This is a genomic window from Cryobacterium tagatosivorans (genome assembly GCF_004402215.1).
Taxonomy (GTDB): Bacteria; Actinomycetota; Actinomycetes; order Actinomycetales; family Microbacteriaceae; genus Cryobacterium; species Cryobacterium tagatosivorans.
Genome location: NZ_SOEZ01000028.1, coordinates 26,966 through 42,263 on the forward strand (window position 1 = coordinate 26,966; position 15,298 = coordinate 42,263).

At 69.6% G+C, this 15,298-nt stretch carries 16 protein-coding genes; 9 read left to right on the forward strand and 7 right to left on the reverse strand.

The window, feature by feature from the left end:
* Positions 1–3 precede the first annotated feature (3 nt).
* Together E3O23_RS05415 and E3O23_RS05420 are read right to left on the reverse strand one after the other, a co-directional pair.
* Positions 4–1,242 carry an NRAMP family divalent metal transporter gene (locus tag E3O23_RS05415; RefSeq protein ID WP_241983334.1) on the reverse strand — a complete coding sequence of 413 codons (1,239 nt, stop codon included), beginning with the start codon at positions 1,240–1,242 and terminating at the stop codon, positions 4–6.
* A gap of 170 nt (positions 1,243–1,412) precedes the next feature.
* Positions 1,413–2,579: a M20/M25/M40 family metallo-hydrolase gene (locus tag E3O23_RS05420; protein ID WP_134488917.1), complete on the reverse strand. Its 1,167-nt coding sequence runs from the start codon at positions 2,577–2,579 to the stop codon at positions 1,413–1,415.
* A gap of 57 nt (positions 2,580–2,636) precedes the next feature.
* On the opposite strand from E3O23_RS05420, the gene E3O23_RS05425 reads away from it, so the two are divergent.
* The 3 genes from E3O23_RS05425 to E3O23_RS05435 all read left to right on the forward strand — a co-directional run bounded on the left by E3O23_RS05425 (position 2,637) and on the right by E3O23_RS05435 (position 5,166).
* On the forward strand, positions 2,637–3,476 hold the full coding sequence (locus tag E3O23_RS05425; RefSeq protein WP_241983335.1) for a CPBP family intramembrane glutamic endopeptidase: 840 nt from the start codon (positions 2,637–2,639) through the stop codon (positions 3,474–3,476).
* A 212-nt stretch (positions 3,477–3,688) separates the two neighbouring features.
* The gene (locus tag E3O23_RS05430; protein ID WP_134488919.1) at positions 3,689–4,546 is read left to right on the forward strand and encodes a DUF4097 family beta strand repeat-containing protein; all 858 of its coding nucleotides are present in this window, start codon (positions 3,689–3,691) and stop codon (positions 4,544–4,546) included.
* Positions 4,543–5,166 (forward strand): PadR family transcriptional regulator, encoded by a 624-nt coding sequence (locus E3O23_RS05435; protein WP_134488921.1) that lies wholly within the window; start codon positions 4,543–4,545, stop codon positions 5,164–5,166. The genes E3O23_RS05430 and E3O23_RS05435 overlap by 4 nt, the downstream gene beginning before the upstream one ends.
* An 81-nt stretch (positions 5,167–5,247) precedes the next feature.
* On the opposite strand, the gene E3O23_RS05440 is transcribed toward E3O23_RS05435, so the two are convergent.
* Positions 5,248–5,481 carry a hypothetical protein gene (locus E3O23_RS05440; RefSeq protein ID WP_134488922.1) on the reverse strand — a complete coding sequence of 78 codons (234 nt, stop codon included), beginning with the start codon at positions 5,479–5,481 and terminating at the stop codon, positions 5,248–5,250.
* A gap of 44 nt (positions 5,482–5,525) precedes the next feature.
* Between E3O23_RS05440 and E3O23_RS05445 the strand changes: the two genes are divergently transcribed.
* The 4 genes from E3O23_RS05445 (at position 5,526) to crcB (ending at position 8,992) form a co-directional block, all read left to right on the forward strand.
* Positions 5,526–5,981, forward strand: a complete 456-nt coding sequence (locus E3O23_RS05445) for a MarR family winged helix-turn-helix transcriptional regulator (RefSeq protein ID WP_241983336.1) — start codon at positions 5,526–5,528, stop codon at positions 5,979–5,981.
* Positions 5,982–6,064: 83 nt separating this feature from the next.
* Positions 6,065–8,203, forward strand: coding sequence for an APC family permease (locus tag E3O23_RS05450; RefSeq protein WP_134488924.1), 2,139 nt, complete (start codon positions 6,065–6,067; stop codon positions 8,201–8,203).
* 4 nt (positions 8,204–8,207) lie between these two features.
* Positions 8,208–8,627, forward strand: a complete 420-nt coding sequence (locus E3O23_RS05455; RefSeq protein WP_134488926.1) for a fluoride efflux transporter FluC — start codon at positions 8,208–8,210, stop codon at positions 8,625–8,627.
* Entirely contained in the window at positions 8,624–8,992 is a 369-nt protein-coding gene (gene crcB, locus E3O23_RS05460) for a fluoride efflux transporter CrcB (protein WP_166790413.1), read from the forward strand. Before E3O23_RS05455 ends, crcB begins: the two co-directional genes overlap by 4 nt.
* 85 nt (positions 8,993–9,077) lie before the next feature.
* Here crcB and E3O23_RS05465 read toward each other — a convergent pair whose 3' ends face one another.
* Positions 9,078–10,163, reverse strand: a complete 1,086-nt coding sequence (locus E3O23_RS05465; protein WP_134488930.1) for an NAD(P)-binding domain-containing protein — start codon at positions 10,161–10,163, stop codon at positions 9,078–9,080.
* 151 nt (positions 10,164–10,314) lie between these two features.
* Here E3O23_RS05465 and E3O23_RS05470 point away from each other — a divergent pair, with 151 nt between their 5' ends.
* Complete coding sequence (locus E3O23_RS05470) at positions 10,315–10,548, forward strand: DUF3073 domain-containing protein (protein WP_134488932.1); 234 nt, start codon at positions 10,315–10,317, stop codon at positions 10,546–10,548.
* A gap of 273 nt (positions 10,549–10,821) precedes the next feature.
* On the opposite strand, the gene purM is transcribed toward E3O23_RS05470, so the two are convergent.
* From purM to E3O23_RS05485, 3 genes are read right to left on the reverse strand one after another with little or no spacing between them, the layout of a single operon-like run.
* Positions 10,822–11,925, reverse strand: coding sequence for a phosphoribosylformylglycinamidine cyclo-ligase (gene purM / locus E3O23_RS05475; RefSeq protein WP_134488933.1), 1,104 nt, complete (start codon positions 11,923–11,925; stop codon positions 10,822–10,824).
* A complete protein-coding gene (purF, locus tag E3O23_RS05480) occupies positions 11,922–13,511 on the reverse strand; it encodes an amidophosphoribosyltransferase (RefSeq protein ID WP_241983337.1) in 1,590 nt (529 codons plus the stop codon). Before purF ends, purM begins: the two co-directional genes overlap by 4 nt.
* 24 nt (positions 13,512–13,535) lie before the next feature.
* Complete coding sequence (locus tag E3O23_RS05485) at positions 13,536–13,853, reverse strand: hypothetical protein (RefSeq protein WP_134488935.1); 318 nt, start codon at positions 13,851–13,853, stop codon at positions 13,536–13,538.
* Positions 13,854–13,921: 68 nt separating this feature from the next.
* Between E3O23_RS05485 and E3O23_RS05490 the strand changes: the two genes are divergently transcribed.
* On the forward strand, positions 13,922–14,899 hold the full coding sequence (locus E3O23_RS05490; RefSeq protein WP_134488937.1) for a ribokinase: 978 nt from the start codon (positions 13,922–13,924) through the stop codon (positions 14,897–14,899).
* The last annotated feature ends 399 nt before the right edge of the window (positions 14,900–15,298 follow it).

The window sequence follows — 15,298 nt, forward strand, 5'->3', positions numbered from 1 at the left end:
CGCCTAGGCCCAGAGCAGCGCGAGGCCGCTCAGCGACTTGTAGCCGAGGAAGAGCGTGAGCAGCCAGGCGGCGAGGCCGATGTAGAGCAACACCCTGGGGTAAACGTAGCCGCCGAGGAGGTCGCGGCGGCGCCAGGCCACCCAGAGGATGACGGCGAAGCCGACCGGCAGGATCAGCCCGTTGATCGCGCCGGCCATGATCAGCAGGGTGGCCGGGGCCTGGCCGAGCAGGGTGAAGACCACGGTCGAGACGGCGATGAAGACGACCGTGGCGATGCTGCGGGTGCGCGGCTTGGTCTTCGCCGTCGTCACGAAGGAAATCGAGGTGTACGCCGCGCCGATCACGGAGGTGATCGATGCCGCCCAGAGCACGATGCCGAAGAGCTTGAGGCCGACCTCGCCGGCGGCCGCCTGGAAGGCCTCGGCCGGCATGTTGTCGCTGGTGAGGGCGACGCCGCCGGCGACGACGCCGAGGATCGCGAGGAAGAGCAGCACGCGGATGACGCCGGTGATGATGATGCCGAGAACGGAGCTGCGGGTGATCTCCTTCACGTTGTCCGGGCCGGAAACGCCGGCGTCGATCATCCGGTGCGCGCCGGCGTAGGTGATGTACCCGCCGATGGTGCCGCCGATGAGGGTGGTGATGATGAGAAAGTCGACGTTGTCCGGGATGACGGCGTTCTTCAGCGCGAGGCCGAGCGGCGGCTGGGAGACGATCGCGACGTAGGCGATCAGCAGGATCATCACGGCGCCGAGGATGACGACGATCTTGTCGAGCGCCAGCCCGGCCCGCTTGCTCAGGAAGATCGCGATCGCGATGACGGCGGAGATGACGCCGCCGACCTTGGCGTCGACGCCGAAGAGCACGTTGGTGGCCAGGCCTGTGCCGGCGATGTTGCCGATGTTGAAGACGAGTCCGCCGAGGCAGATCAGGACGGCGAGGAACCAGCCGGCTCCGGGGAGCACGGTATTCGCGAGCTCCTGGGCGCGCTTGCCGCTGACGCCGATGACCCGCCAGACGTTCAGCTGCACGGCGATGTCGACGAGGATCGAGACCACGATCGCGAAGGCGAAGGCCGCCCCGAGCTGCACCGTGAACGTGGTGGTCTGGATGATGAAGCCAGGGCCGACGGCACTGGTGGCCATCAGGAACATCGCGCCGAGCAGGGCACTCCTGTGCTTGTTCTTCGGACGCGTCTTCTTCGGACGCTGGACCTTGGGTGCTGCGGCGGTGGTGGCCATGGGCGCGCTCACTTCGTTGTGGGGAAATGCGTCAGCACCGGAGGTCACTGATTTCGTGAAAGCCTACGATTGTTCAACAATCACCGCAACCTTTTCACCAAAGTCGCTGGTCAGCGGGGCGGAACCCGGCGCCGGCCGGCCGACCCGGGCGCCGGGGAGTTCGGTGCGGCTCAGCCGCAGAAGTCGGTGATCGTGCCGGTGAGGATGTCGGTCAGCCGGTGCACCGACTCCACCTCCGCCCACTCCGTGTCGGCGTGGGCGCCGCCGCCTTCGACGCCGATCAGCAGGCACGGGATGCCGGCCTCGAGGATGAGGCCGGCATCGGTCCAGAAGGGCTCGCCGCGCCGGGTGGGCTTCCGGCCGAGCACGCGCTCGGCGTTGCCGCTCAGGGCCCGCACGATGGGCCACTCGGGGTCGGCCTCGAAGGCGCCGCGCGCGACCAGGCGCGTCAGGCGGGCGGTGAACTCGGGCGTTTCGGCCGCCAGCCGGCCCAGCAGCGCCGCCAGCTCGGCCTCGACGGCATCCGGCGCCTCTCCGGGCAGGGTGCGCCGCTCGACGGTGAGGGTGCAGGAGGGCGCGACCGTGGCGGCATCCTCCCCGCCCCTGATCATCGACACGCGCACGGTGCCGTGGCCCAGCAGCGGGTGTGCGGGGGCCGACTCGAGGCGGCCGCGCAGTTCGTCCAGCGCCCGGAGCACGAGGCCGGCGTGCGCGATCGCGTCGACGCCCTGCTCGGGCATGGACCCGTGCGCGGCCCGGCCGGTGAGTTCCACCTCGAACCAGGCGAAGCCGCGGTGGGCGACGGTGAGGCAGAGCTCGCTCGGCTCGGCCACGATGGCGGCGTCCGCGCGGTAGGGGCGCAGAACCTCCTCGGTGCCGAGGCTGCCGAACTCCTCGTCGGCGACGAGGGTGACGATCACGTCGCCGGCCAGGCCGGTCGCGGAAGCGCGCGCGGCCGCGACCAGGATCGCCGCGATGCCGCACTTCATGTCGAACGCGCCGCGGCCGAAGAGCATCCCGTCGCGGACCTCGCCGCCGAACGGGTCGCCCTCGTAGCCGACGACGCCGACGGTGTCGAGGTGGCCGTTCAGCATGAGCGAGCGCCCTCCCCCGGTTCCGCGCGCGATGCCGACGACGGACGGGCGCCCCCTGCGGTCCTCGAGCCGGTGCACCTCGAAGCCCTGCCGAGCGAGCCAGCCGGAGCACCAGGCCGCGATCGCGTGCTCTCCTGCGGCGCCGGGCACGAGGTCGGGGTTGACCGAGTCGATGGCGATGAGCCGTTGGGAGACCGCTATGGGGTCGAGGTCACGGTCACGGGGAAGTTCTGGCTGGGGCACGGGTCGAATCTACCGGCCGCACGCGAGTGCGCCGGGCGCACTCGGTAGGGTTTTGCCATGGGTGTCGACAAGAGTCCGGTTGCGAGCGGTACGGCCACGCGGATGCCCCCGCGCGCCTCGTGGGGGCTGGTCCCGGCGGCCCTGGTGTCGGCATCCGCCGTGCTGCTCTTCGGCCTGCGTATCCCGGTCGCCGGCTACGCCGTGCTGGGCGCCGCCCTGCTGCTCGCGTTCGTCATCAACCGGGCGCTGTTCCGGGACCTGCTCCTGATCGGGCTCGGCCTGGTCATCATCAGCACGATCTCGGTCGAGGCCAACATCAGCTACCCGAACATGGCGCTGATGGGACTCGTGCTCGGCCTGGCCGTGCTCGTGCCGTACCTGATCGCGCGCTACGCATACCGCACGCACGCGATCCGGTTCCCGATACGGACCGGCCAGCGCTGGACCACGCTCGAGCGCTGGTACCTGGTGCTCGTGGTCCTGCTGGGCTGGCTCATCCTGCCGACCTACTTCATCCGCTCGGGCGCGTACGAGAACTGGCCGGCCGTGACCGCGCCGGACGAGATCGCGCGCCTCTTCGTCGGCGTCAACGTGGTGGGCATCTGGGACGAGCTGTTCTTCATCTGCACCGTGTTCGCCCTGCTACGGCGCCACTTCCCCGACTGGCAGGCGAACCTGCTGCAGGCGGTGATCTTCACGTCGTTCCTCTGGGAGCTCGGGTACCGCAGCTGGGGGCCGCTGATGACCTTCCCCTTCGCGCTGCTGCAGGGCTACACCTTCAAGGTCACCAAGTCCCTGACCTATGTCGTCTGCGTGCACCTCCTCTTCGACCTCGTGGTCTTCCTCGTGATCGTGCACGCGCACACCCGCGAGTGGCTGCCGATCTTCGTCTACTAGCCCGCCCAGTTCCTCGCGCACGCTGGCGAGAGTCGCCGTTGCCGCCGAGAATCGCCGCTCCAACGGCGACTTTGGGCGGAAACGGCGATTCTCGGCGTCGAGGCAGCTCGGGGCGCGCCGCACCCCTTGCGCAACCGCAACACGCGATATATCGTGTTCACTGAGACGCGATATATCGCGTGCAGACGTGTTGTACGACTGAAGGAGCAGAAGTGGAAAAGTGGCTAGTCACCCCCGGGCAGACCAAGGTCATCGACGTCGAGCTGGTGCGGAATCTCAAGGTCGGCATGATCGCCGGCAAGGTTGACGTCATCGGCCACGACGAGCAGGGCGCCCGCGTCGAGGTGCACAGCGTGACCGGCAAGGACCTCAAGATCTCGATGGACGGCGACACCCTCGAGATCGACCACCCGCAGTTGCGCTGGGACAACTTCATCGACGTGTTCGCGTCGTTCCGCGGCACGGCCAGGGCGGATGTCAGCATCATGGTGCCGCGCGATGTGGCGTTGAAATTCGGTGTCATCTCGGCCAGCGCACTCGTCTCCGGGCTCCGCAACGGCGCCCGGCTGAGCACCGTTTCCGGCGACATCGTCGTGGATGATGTGGTCGGCGACCTGGAACTCAACGGCGTGAATGGCGAGATGTCGGTGCAGGGTCACGTGGGCAACATCACGGCGCACACCGTCTCGGGCGAGATCACCGCGAGCGGGCGCATCCGCCGCTTCTCCCTCGACGGGGTCAGCAGCGACGTCTTCCTCGACATCGAAGGCACACCGGACGAGATCAACACCAACACCGTCAGCGGCAACCTCACCGTGCGCCTCGGCGCCGACGTGGCCACCCGCTACCGCCTCAACACTGTGTCCGGCACCCTGCAGCTCGACGACCAGACGATCAAGGGCACGCTCGGCAAGGGCTACGAGGCCAGTTCGGGCGCGCTCGACGGCGCCTGGCTGGAGCTCCGGGCGAACTCCGTCTCCGGCAACATCTCGGTCGTGCGCCGCGCCAACGCGAGCCAGGCTCCCGCCGGCGAGGGGTCGACGGATGCCTCCGGGCAGGCCCGGGCATGACCCCCGTCTTCGCGCACGGCAGCCTCCGCCTGTACCTGCTCAGCCTCCTGGCCGAGCAGCCGCGACACGGCTATGAGCTGATCCAGGCGCTGAGCGAACGATTCGGCGGCACCTACAGCCCGAGCGCCGGCACGATCTACCCGCGGCTGGCCAAGCTCGAAGAGGAGGGGCTCGTCACCAAGTCCAGCGACGGCCGGAAGACGGTCTACGTGATCACGGATGCCGGTCGCACCGAGCTGGCGGCCCGCGCCGGCGAGCTCGACGCGATCGAGAGCGAGGTGACGGATTCGGTCCGGCGCCTCGCGGACGAGGTGCGGCTGGGCGTCAACGCGGCGATGAAGAGCCTCCGGGCCGACCTCGCCTCGGCCGCCCGGCAGGCCAGGGACGAGTCGACCGGGCCGGGCGGTACGGCTAGCGTGCACACCGAGTCGAACCTGCACACCGAGTCGAACCTCGCGCTGCACGAGGCGGACATGGTGTTGAACGAGTTCCGGCAGAAGCTGCGCGCGGACCTGCGCATGCAGGCCTCCCGCGGGCGCGTCCCTGCCGAAGCCGTTCCGGAACTCCGGCGGCGCCTCGCCGAGGTACGTACCGACATCCTCGCCACGCTCGGCCGGTAGGCCGGTCCCGCGCCGCCGTGAGGGGTCGCAGATCGACCTTCGTTTGCCCGTGGAAGGTCGATTTGCGACCCCTCACGCGCGCTATTCGGGCTGCGGGTGGTGGATCATCGTTCGCTCGCCGGAGCGGTCGACCGTGTGCCGGTTCATCAGCTCACCGCAGATCGGGCAGACGGACTGCGCCTTCTCCGCGCGCACCGCGGACTCCGAGATCTCGGTGTACGGCCCGAGGGGCGGCGGCCCGATCCAGGGCAGCAGCGTCCGGTTGAGCCAGGCCGTGACGCCACCCCGCCCGCGTATGGATTCATTTCGTGCCATAACCATTAGTGTACTAATGAATGTGGCGACGATCGCCGAGCGAGATGGGAGCCCTCATGGCCACGGATGCGACGAACCTCCTCCGCCTGGAAGACCAGGTCTGTTTCGCGCTCGCGATCGCCTCGCGCAGCGTTATCTCGGTCTACCGGCCGGTGCTCGAGCCCTACGGCCTCACGCATCCGCAGTACCTGGTGCTGCTGGCCCTGTGGGAGCGGAGCCCCCGGTCGGTGAAGGACCTCGGGGCCGAACTGCGGCTCGACCCGGCGACGCTGTCGCCGCTGCTCAAGCGACTGGAGGCGGCCGGCCTTGTCACCCGGAATCGCAGCGCGGCCGACGAACGGCAGCTCGATGTCGCGCTCACCGAAGCCGGCACAGCGCTGCGCAGCGAGGCCGAGACGATCCCCCCGCGGATCATCGACAAGCTCGGCATGAGCCTGGACGAACTGGTCGCCCTGCGCTCCTCCCTGTGGCGCGTGATCGAGGCCGCCGGGGGCGCGTAGCGGGACTCGCGCGCGCGCCTCCGCGGAGGGGCGGGTTCGGCGCCAATTTGACAGGGGTGGGCAACAGAGTAGTGTCGTCCCTCGTGGCACCTGAGGGAACCCCCCAAATTCCGGAAACGCGTTCACCGAAACGGTGGATCATCGGCGATCCGCTGCCGAGCGAGCACCTCGAGGGCCAACTCCTTCCCAAGCACCTCGCCCTGCCGATCTTCGCGAGCGACCCGCTGTCGAGCGTCGCGTACGCGCCGCAGGAACTTCTGATGATCCTGACCCTCGGCGGGCTGGCCTTCCTCAGCTTCGCGCCGTGGGTCGCCGGCGTCGTCGTGCTGCTCCTGATCACGGTGGTCGCGTCGTACCGGCAACTGATCAAGGCCTACCCTTCCGGCGGCGGCGACTACGAGGTCGCACACAAGAACCTCGGCGAGAAGGCCGGCCTGGTCGTCGCATCCGCCCTGCTCGTCGACTACGTGATGACCGTCGTCGTGTCGGTCGCCAGCGGCGTGGACAACATCATCTCGGCGATCCCGGAGCTCAATTCGTTCCGGGTCGAGATGGCCGTCGTGTTCGTGATCCTGCTCGCCGCGGTCAACCTGCGCGGGGTGCGGGAATCGAGCAAGGCCTTCGCCGTTCCCACCTACCTGTTCGTCGCCAGCGTCGTGATCATGGTCGGTGTCGGCCTCGCCAGGACGCTGCTCGGCGACGCCCCGGTGGCCGAGTCGGCCGGGTTCGACGTGGAGTCCCAGAACCTGGCCCAGACCGCGTTCATCCTGCTCCTGTTGCGCTCCTTCGCCAGCGGGTGCAGCGCGCTCACCGGCGTCGAGGCGATCGCGAACGGGGTGCCGGCCTTCCGGCATCCGAAGGTCAAGAACGCGCAGGCCACGCTCACCCTGATGGGCGGTATCGCGATCGTGCTCTTCATCGGGCTGACGGCGCTCGCGCTCATCTCGCAGGTGCACTACGCGGAGAACCCCTGCGACCTGATCGGCTGGGACGAGTGCGCGACGAATCCGCAGCGCAGCCTGATCGCCCAGATCGCCGCGGCCACCTTCGGCAACAACTCGATCATGTTCTTCGTCCTGCAGGCGACGACCGCGGCCATCCTGCTCCTCGCCGCCAACACGGCCTTCAACGGCTTCCCGCTGCTCGGCTCGGTGCTGGCGAAGGATTCCTACGCGCCGAAGTCGCTGAGCACTCGCGGCGACCGCCTGATCTACTCCAACGGCGTGCTGATCCTGGCCCTCGCGGCCTGCGTCATCATCATCGTGTACCAGGCCAACCTGACACTGCTGATCCAGCTGTACATCATCGGCGTCTTCGTCTCCTTCACCCTCGGCCAGACCGGCATGGTCAAGCACTGGATCTCGCTGCTGCGCACGAATCCGCCGAACCGCGGGTCGATCATCCGGAGCATGTCGATCAACGCGTTCGGCGCGCTGCTCACCGGAGTCGTGCTCATCGTCGTGACCGTGACGAAGTTCACGCACGGCGCCTGGCTCGTGTTCCTGCTGATGCCGGCGCTCTTCATCCTCATGCTCGGCGTCAACCGTTATTACCGTGATGTCGCCAAGGAGATCGAAGTCGACCCGGTGACCACGTTCGGTTCCAAGGGCGACCACGCGATCGTGCTCGTGGGCAAGATGCAGAAGCCCGTGCTCAAGGCGCTCGACTACGCCATTGCCGCCCGACACGAGAGCCTCGAGGCCGTGCACATTTCCATCGACGACCTGGAGACCAAGCAGCTCAAGCGCGACTGGGTGAAGCAGAACATCCAAGTGCCGCTGCGCATCGTCTCGTCGCCGTACCGGGACATCAGCTGGCCGCTGATCAGCTACATCAAGGATCGCCGCGAGGAGCACGGCTCCGAGGTCGTCACGGTGTACACGCCGATCTACATCGTCGGGCACTGGTGGGAGAACCTGCTGCACAACCACAAGGCCAGGCGCCTGCGCCAGAAGCTCATGCTCGTGCACGGCGTGACGATCGCCCTGGTCCCATGGCTGCTGGACTCCTCCGAGCTCATCTACGGCCGTCGCTCCCGGCCGATCCCAGGCCAGGATCGTCGCGGCGAGCCGGTGCGCCCGCGCCCGGTGCCGCGCAAGCCGCTGACCCCGGCGGCGGTGGAGGCCGCGAATCGGGCTGCTGCCGCGACGAAGCCGCCGGTCGTCGGTTCGACCCCGCCGCAGTCCCGGCCGTCGGCGTCGCGCCGTCGGAAGCGCAAGTAAGCGGATGCCGCTCGCGCTGGCCGCTTTCGTCGGCGGCGTGCTCGGCACCGGCCTGCGCCTGGCCGCCGACCTCGCCTTCCCGCATTCGGATGCCGCCTTCCCGGCCTCCACGCTCGGCGTCAACGTGCTCGGGGCGCTCGCGCTCGGCTGGCTGGTCGGCGGGCTGTGGACGCGCCCGGGCGTTCCGCGCTGGCTGAAGGTCGCGCTCGGGCCGGGCGTGCTGGGGTCGTTCACCACGTTCTCGGCCGTCATGGTGTCGCTCGTGGAGCAGTCCTCTGCCGGGCTGTGGGGGCTCGCCGGCGGGTATCTCCTGGCCACCCTCGTCCTCGGCTTCGGCGCGGCGGCGTTCGGCCTCTGGTCGGGCAGCCGGCTCGCCCACCGGCCGATCCCGGTGGAGATCCCCGACGACGGGAGCACGCTGTGAGCGCCTGGGTCGCCCTGGGCGTACTGGCCTGCGGGGGCGCGGCAGCGGCCATCCGGTACCTCGTGTCACGGGCGCTGCCGGTGCGTCCGGGGCACATCCCCGGCGGAGTGCTGCTCGTGAACGTGGTGGGGGCGTTGATCGGCGGAGCGGTGCTCGGGCTCGCCGAACGCGCGGCGGTCTCGGACGATCTCCGGCTGATCGTCCTGGCTGGCGTGTGCGGCGGCCTCACGACCTTCAGCACCTGGAGCGTCGAGACGTTCGAACTCGTCGGCAACGGACGCTGGCGGGCCGGCCTGGTCAATGTCGGCGTCACGCTGCTGCTCGGCCTCGCCGCCTGCGCCGCCGCCTACGCCCTCTGCCGCTAACCTCGCCTCCCCTTTTCCCCGCGAAACCGCAGTTGTGCGCGAAATACGGGCGTTTTAACGCGCACAGCTGCGGTTTCGCGGGGATTTAGAGCAGGGCCATGACCTGGCGGGCGATGACACGGCCCGCCCTGGCCGCACCGATCGTGCTCGCCTGCGGTCCATAGCCGGCGAAGAATATCCGCGGGTCGGTCCAGGATGCGCCCGCGCCGACGGTCACGCCGCCGGCCTTCTCGCGCAGCCGGAGCGGGGCCAGGTGGCGGAGTTCGGGCCGGAACCCGGTGGCCCAGATGATGGCATCCGCTTCAACGAACCGGCCATCGGCCCAGCGCACGCCCCGCGGTTCGATCGACGCGAACATCGGCCCGGCAACGAGCAGGCCGCGGTCGATTCCGGCCGCGATGCGCCGGCTGACCGGGACTCCGGTGCCGCTCACGATGCTCGGCAGGGCGCGTCCGGAGCGGGCGGCCTCATCCTGCGCCGCGACCGCTGCCGAGGCGCCCTCGAGGTCGAGCTGGCCGGTGTGCACCCAGTCGATCGGGCGCCGGGCGACCCAGGTCAGGTCGGCGGCTGACTCCTCCAGCTCGAGCAGGAAGCCGATCGCCGAGGTTCCGCCGCCGACAACGACGACCCGCTGGCCGGCGAAATCCTCGGCGGCGGTGAACGTCGAGGTGTGCACGTGCCGTCCGGCGAAGGTCTGCGCCCCCGGGTAGTGGGGCAGGAACGGCGAGCCCCACGTTCCACTGGCGTTGACGAGCACCTGGGCGCTGATTTCCTGGTCGCCGTAGGCCGCGGACCGGGTGGAGACGACGAGGTCGGCCCGCCGGTTGGCCACGGAGGTGACGTTCACCGGGCGCACCACCCGGAGGTCGTAGTAGGCCTCGTAACGGTGGTAGTACTCGGCGACGACCTCGCGGGCGGGCCGGGACCGGTCCGCCGTGTCGAAGCTGATCCCGAGAGCGCTCATGCCGGGCAGGTCATTGACCCGGTGCGCGGTTCCGAGGCGAAGGGCCGGCCACCGATGCTGCCAGGCGCCGCCGGCATCCGGGCCCCGGTCGAGGATGACGAAGTCGGCTCCGGCGACGAGGTCGAACTTGCGCAGATAGTGGGCCACGGAGAGCCCGGCCTGCCCGGCGCCGATGATGACGACGGGCACGGTCAACTCGCTCGCCATCACACCCTCATTCCAGCAGCCGCGCCTGTGAGCGGCGTCGGCAAGGGCTTGCGCCCATCATGCTAAACTAGTGCCTAGTTTTCACCATTCCGTTCGGCAACTCCCGAGTGACTCATTCCTCACTTGGCCTGGCATCGTTAGGGGGTCACGCATGGGGCGCGGCCGTCAAAAAGCAAAGCACACCAAGGTTGCCCGCGAGCTGAAGTATTTCAGCCCGGACACCAACTACAACGCGCTCGAACGCGAGCTCACGGGGCATCCGGTCACTGACCCGCGCCTCGACGAGGACCTGGCCAAGTGGCCGGAGTACGACGCGCCCAAGGCGGATACCTCCGAGGAGTACGTCGACACCTACGCGACCGAAGACGAGCAGAAGCGCGCCTAGGCCGCAGTCCCGGCGACGGGCCGCGGCGCCGCGCTCGCCCACTTTGACCGTTCCGGTCGAGATTGACAGGTGCGCGCGGCGAAGTCGACCGCAACCGTCAAGCTCGGCGGCCACCGGCTCGCCCAGTGTCGCCGTTTCCGCCGAGGTGCCCCGTTGCGGCGGCGACTGTCGGCGGATTCGGCGACTCTCGGCGGACCTCGGACCTCGGACCTCGGGGCGCGGGCGTGCGGCGACGCCCGCAGGCGCGGCCCGCAGTCACGGGCTGGGCACGGGCTACCGGGCGAACGACCCCACGAGGCGCACGGCGCCGCCGTTGACGCCCTTGGCGCCCTGCTCGAAGCCGGCGAGGTCACGCGGAGCCGTCGACACCCGGCCGGCCACCCAGGACGGGATGCCGTCGGCCGCGAGGCGCGCGATGACGGAGGAGGCGGAATCCGCGGCCACGACCGCGAACATGCCCACGCCGAGGTTCCAGGTGCCCTCCGAACTTTCCAGGGACGCCCCGGCCATGTCGCTGAGCACCCGGAACACGGCTGAAGGCGACCAGGTGGCCCGGTCGACCTCCACCCAGGATCCGACCGGGAGCACGCGCGCGAGGTTCGCGGCGATGCCGCCGCCGGTGACGTGGCTGAGCGAGTGCACGGCCCCGGCCAGGTCGGGGTCGGCCAGCACGCGGAGCAGCGGCCCGGTGTATAGGCGCGTCGGCTCGAGCAGGACCTCACCGACGACGCCGCCGAGTTCGGCAGACGTGTCGGTGTAGCCGATGCCGCGCTGGGCCAGGATGTGGCGGACGAGGGAGTAGCCGTTGGAGTGCAGGCCCGAGGATGCCATCGCGACGACGATGTCGCCGTGCCGCACGTTCTCGGCGCCGAGCACCTGGTCGGCCTCGACGACGCCCGTCGCGGCACCGGCGACGTCGTAGTCATCCGGACCAAGCAGTCCGGGATGCTCCGCCGTCTCGCCGCCGACGAGGGCCGTCCCGGTCTCGGTGCAGGCCCGGGCGATGCCGGCGACGATCGAGGCGATCCGCTCGGGAACGACCTTGCCGCAGGCGATGTAGTCGGTCATGAACAGCGGGCGCGCGCCGACGACGATGATGTCGTCGACGACCATGCCGACGAGGTCCTGGCCGATCGTGTCGTGCTTGTCAATGGCCTGGGCGATGGCCACCTTCGTGCCGACGCCGTCGGTCGAGGTCGCCAGCAGGGGGCGGCGGTAGTCGGTCAGGAACGACACGTCATAGAGCCCGGCGAACCCGCCGAAGCCGCCCAGGACCTCGGGGCCGTGCGTGCGGGAGACCGCGGCCTTCATCAGGGACACGGCGAGGTCGCCGGCAGCGGTGTCTACTCCCGCTGCCGCGTACGAAGCGTTGCTCATTCCTGTCTTCCTGGATCGCCGAACGGGATTTGTCCCTGCCGGGCCAGCGCGGTCTCGCGCAGGATGGCCGGGTCGAGCACTGCTTCGAACTCCGCGTCGGGCCCGGGGTCGCATCCGTTGGATGCGACGGGGCGCTCGAGCAGGTTCTTGCCGAGGAGAGCTGAGTCGGGCAGCGGGATCGGGTATTTGCCCGTGAAGCAGGCGGTGCAGAGGCGTTCCCGCGGCTGCTCGGTGGAGGCGATCATGCCGTCTTCGCTGAGGTAGCCGAGCGAGTCGGCGCCGATGACCTGGCGCACCTCGTCGACGCCGAGCCCGGTCGCGATGAGTTCGGCGCGGGAGGCGAAGTCGATGCCGTAGAAGCAGGGCCAGGTGATGGGCGGGCTGGAGATGCGCACGTGCACCTCGGCGGCGCCGGCCTCGCGGAGCATGGCCACGAGGGCGCGCTGCGTGTTGCCGCGCACGATCGAGTCGTCGACGACGATGAGCCGCTTGCCCTTGATGACCTCTTTGAGCGGATTGAGCTTGAGCTTGATGCCGCGCTGGCGGATCGTCTGCGAGGGCTGGATGAAGGTGCGGCCGACGTAGGCATTCTTCACCAGGCCCTGGCCGAACGGGATGCCGGACGCCTGCGCGTAACCGATCGCGGCCGGGGTCCCGGACTCCGGGGTCGGGATGACGAGGTCGGCTTCGACCGGGTGCTCGGCGGCCAGGCGGCGACCCATTTCGACCCGGGCCTCGTGCACGCCCCGGCCAGCGATGGTCGTGTCGGGACGGGCCAGGTAGACGTATTCGAACACGCAGCCGGCGGGCTTGGACTCGGCGAAGCGCTGGGAACGCAGCCCATTCTCGTCGATCGTGATCAGCTCACCCGGCTCGACTTCACGCACGAAGGTCGCCCCGACGATGTCGAGGGCGGCGGTCTCGGAGGCGACCACCCAGCCGCGCTCGAGGCGGCCGAGCACCAGCGGGCGCACGCCCTGCGGGTCGCGGGCGGCGTAGAGCGTGGTCTCGTCCATGAAGACGAGGCAGTAGGCGCCGCGCAGGTGCGGCAGAACCTCGAGCGCGGTGGCCTCGAGGGTGTGGTCGAGGTCGCCGGTGAGCAGCGCGGTGACGACGGCGGTGTCGGTGGTGTTGCCGCGGGCGAGTTCGCCATCCGTCTCGGGGTAGCGCTCGTGCACGAGCTGGAGGAGCTCCGCGGTGTTGGTCAGGTTGCCGTTGTGACCGAGGGCCACGGTGCCACCCGCGGTACGGCCGAGGGTGGGCTGGGCGTTCTGCCAGCTGGATGCCCCGGTGGTCGAATAGCGGGTGTGGCCGACCGCGATGTGGCCGAGCAGGGTGCTCAGGGATGCCTCGTTGAAGACCTGGGCGACGAGGCCCATGTCCTTGTAGACGAGGATCTTCTTGCCGTCGCTCGTGGCGATGCCGGCCGATTCCTGGCCGCGGTGCTGCAGCGCGTAGAGGCCGAAGTAGCTGAGCTTGGCCACCTCTTCGCCGGGAGCCCAGACGCCGAAGACGCCGCAGGCATCCTGCGGACCCTTCTCACCAGGAAGAAGATCGTGACTTAACAGTCCGTCGCCACCGGCCAAGCCGCAGCCCCTTACTTGAGTGTTCTACTCGGTTTTTTCGGTAATTTCGGTGGAGCCCAGTCTATCGGCGACGACTTTCGCGGTCGTGCGCCGGAGCAGGCGGTCAAGGATGAGTGCGACGAGGCTGCCGAGCGCGACGCCGAGGGTCACGCCGGCCAGCAGCAGGAAGCCGAAGACCTGGGCCCGGTCGAAGTCGGGGTTCTCGGGGAAGGTGAGCGTGAGCACGAGGGCGAGGATCGCCCCGATCACGGCGCCGACGATCATGAAGCTGAAGTAGCGCGGCGAACGGTGCACCGTCACGGTGGTTACCGTTTCGGAGTCGGTCGGCCCGGGGGAAGTCACCTGTCTATTCTCGCACGTCCCTCGCCCCTGTTCGCCGGGGCGGGGACGAGCAATGGCAGACTGGCCCGGTGAACAGGATTGCGGTACTCGGCAGCGCGAACATGGACCTCGTCGTGCGGCAGGAGCGGCTTCCCCAGCCGGGCGAGACGATCTTCGGCTCGGGCTTCACCACTGTGCCCGGCGGCAAGGGCCTGAACCAGGCCGTCGCCGCGGCCCGGCTCGGCGGTTCGGTCGACTTCCTCGGCGCGGTCGGAGCCGACGCCTACGGGACGGAGCTGCGCGCGCTGCTCGTGGCCGAAGGCATCCGGGCCGACGGGCTCGCCTCGTCGCCGGAGCCGACCGGAACCGCGCACATCTCGGTGGTCGATTCCGGCGAGAACTCGATCGTCGTGGTGTCCGGCGCGAACAGCACGGTGACCGCGCTGACCGCCCCGCAGCGGGCGACCATCGAAGCGGCGGCGTTCCTGGTGATGCAGTGCGAACTGCCGGTGCCGGTGCTCGTGGAAGCCATCAGCGCCGCCCGGGCCGCGGGCGTCTTCACGGTGCTCACCCCCGCGCCGGTAGTACCGCTGCCGAGCGGATTCCTCGCCTCGGTCGACCTCGTCGTGCCCAATCGGCTCGAAGCCTCCGAGCTCACCGGCGAGCCGGACCCGGTGCGCGCGGCGGAGCTGCTCAGCGCAGGCAAGACCTGGGCGATCGTCACCCTCGGCGCCGAGGGATCCGTCGTCGCCTACGACGGCTCCGTGCTGGGGCTGGCCCCGGCCCGCCCGGTGCGCGCGATCGACACGACGGCGGCCGGCGACACGTTCGTGGGCGCGCTGGTGGCCCGGCTGGCGGCCGCGGGGGTTTCCGGTCCGGGCGCGGGCGCGGCTGCGGCCGGGGCTGGGGCTGGTCCGGGTGAGGCGGGCTCGGGCGAGGGTCCGGGCGAGGCCGAGATGGTGGAGGCGGTGCGCTGGGCGACCGTCGCCTCGTCGGTGTCGGTCACCCGGCATGGAGCGACCAGCTCGATGCCGACCGAGGCCGAGGTCGCCGCGATCCTGGGCTGAGCCCGCGCGCAGCTCGGCCAGGGACTTCCCCGCTGAACTGCGGAGAAAGTACCTTCGATGGGGCGGTGAAGGTACATTGTCCGCAAGTCAGATGCGATGCGAGGGCAGATGCAGCCAGAGTCGCCACTGCTGCCAACTGCTGCCAGCCGCACCTACGCCCGCGCCCAGTCCCACAGGCGAGCGTCGCGAACCCACCCCGGGAGTTGAACTGCGGAGAAAGTACCTTCGTGGGCCCGGGGAAGGGTGTTTGTCCGCAAGTCAACGTGGGGGCGAGCATGACACTGGCGCGTGAGTCCCCCGGGGGGGGTGCCCCTATGTTTTTGTCAAGCGGCGAGTGGGTGCTCGGCTTGATAGAGCGTGCCGTCGCGGAGCATGGCGTAGATGACGTCGCAACGGCGG